Origin of the sequence: Streptomyces milbemycinicus, assembly GCF_002154605.1 — a bacterium.
GTDB classification, from domain to species: domain Bacteria; phylum Actinomycetota; class Actinomycetes; order Streptomycetales; family Streptomycetaceae; genus Streptomyces; species Streptomyces milbemycinicus.
Genome location: NZ_MUNE01000898.1, coordinates 1 through 2,008, shown reverse-complemented (window position 1 = coordinate 2,008; position 2,008 = coordinate 1). Strand labels below are relative to the sequence as shown.

General features: G+C 67.7%; 2 protein-coding genes. Both read right to left on the bottom strand.

Annotated elements, in window-relative coordinates:
* Positions 1-1,448: hypothetical protein (locus CCN51_RS48485; protein WP_143676158.1), on the bottom strand; the 1,448-nt coding region annotated here is incomplete at its 3' end.
* A 263-nt stretch (positions 1,449-1,711) separates the two neighbouring features.
* Positions 1,712-2,008 (bottom strand): hypothetical protein (locus tag CCN51_RS48480; protein WP_211303323.1); only part of this gene is annotated, 297 nt, incomplete at its 5' end.

The window sequence follows — 2,008 nt, the reverse complement described above, 5'->3', positions numbered from 1 at the left end:
TCCTGAAGCAGCAGTGCCGCCACCACCGGCGCGTGCGCGGTATGGGCCAGGACCAGGGCTGCGGGCAGCTGCCTGAGATGGGATACGTCGGCGTAGCGGGAGTCCAGGATGGCTCTAGCGGTCTCGCGGCGGCGCTCTGCGGGGCCTTTGAGGGGCAGGAAGGCCGACAGTGCCGCCACCGGATCATCCTGCTGGGCGAGGCTTTCGTCCGCCGGCACAGTAGGCCCGGCCAGCAGGTTGCGCTGTTTCGGTGCTGCCGGCCCGGTTTGGTGGATGCGCTCCACAGCCTGGTCGACGATGCGGGTCGCAGCGTCACGGACCTGCTCGTCGGGGTGTTCGACAAAGTGGGCGGCGGTGGCGTCGCTGAGGAACGGAGCGAGCAGGGCGAGCGCTTCGGCCGGGCAGAACGGGTTGCGGGCCAGGGCATCGGCAGCTTGCGAGCGTGCGGCAGTCCACTTCGGCGCCGGGGGCTGTCGCTGTTGCCAGGTCGGCGGGGTGGCCTGGCTGAGGCACTGGGCGGCGTCCGCGAGTAGAGCAGGCGAAGTGCACACGCTGGCGAGTGCGTCGAATACGTCCCAGCTGCTTTCGTAGATGCCTTCTTTGCGGATCTCGCGTGTCAGTTCGCCGGTGGCAGCGGCGATGACCTCCCGAAGGGTGGGGCCATGGAGCAGGAATGCGCGCGGATGCCGTTCAGTGATGCTGACCAGTCTGCCGAGGTTCACCGTTGCGCCGAAGACGCCGGAGTAGAGGTCGTCCGGGTCTGCGTCCTTGCCTGCGTCTTTGGGGAACGCCGATTCCAGGCAGGCCAGCAGCACCGGGTCGTCGAGGTCGTCGGCGCGGTTGAGAAGAAGGTTCGTGATCAGCCGGCCGGAGTTGGCATCGCGTACGAGCTCCGGCCACAGAGGACGGGCGGGTGCTGCTTCGAGCAGTGCCCACACGTCGTCATGCCACGCTTTGACCGCGGCGTGCAGCTCCTCGCGTTCCGCTTCGGTGAGGTCCTTGGAGCGGCTGCTGAGCGCGGCGGGAGGACATGCGGCCGCACGGATCAGCGCGCAGCGGATTGGCGAGGTGATACCCCACTCTGCCATGCCCACACGGCGTGCGACACGGTGATCGAGCTGGTTGATGAGCGGAAGCAGCACTTCTTTCGGGTCGCAACGAGACCGTATGGCCTCCAGCAGTACCGCCTCGGCACCGAGCACCTTGGCCGCAGTCATCAGGTGACTGCCGGTCACCACCGGCGTCGACAGAAGGGCCGCCAGTACACGCGGGTTACGGGTGTCCCTCACCATGTGGTCACGGGTCTCGTGATCGAGATCAGGCCGGGCAAAGAATCGCGCGGCGGTGTCCGGATGCTGCTGGGTGAGAGCTTCGGCGATGGCACGCTGCTGCGCCGGCGACAGGCCGGGAGCTTCCGCGAGCGCGCCCCAAAAGGAGTACGAGTACATAAGGCATGAAAATAGCTGACCATACTGACACCTGCCTGGTAACAGGACGATCGGGTCGGGCCGCCGTCGCCCGGGCGGGGACCTGGGAAGGCCGACGGCTATCCGGACGTCCACCTCCAGGTCGGTGCGACGTCGTCACGGCCTGCAGAAAGCTGCGGCCACAGCTCCTGCATGGCCTCTGCGTCGTACGCCATTCCGCCTCCCCTTGCGGTGCTCTCCTATCGCCAGAGTAGGGGCGGCCTCCGACAGACCCGCCTGACCGGCTACAGGGTGCCAGCCGCGGCTGCACGGTCGCGGATGGTGCGCAGGCTGACGCGTACTCCGTTCTCGTCTTCGATGTGCCATTCGTTCATGCCCTGGCAAGTCTTGGTGCCGCGGGCGACGGCTCCGGCCTCGTCGACCCTGCCATAGGGGGTGCCTCCGGTCGCGGTGAGGATGATGCCGCCGTTCGCGTCGATGGTGGCCCAGTGCTCGGTGGCGCGGTAGGTGAGCACGATCCGGGTACCGGCTTTCAGGACCTGGGCGTCGACCATCTTGGCCACGTCCGTGCGCCGACCCGA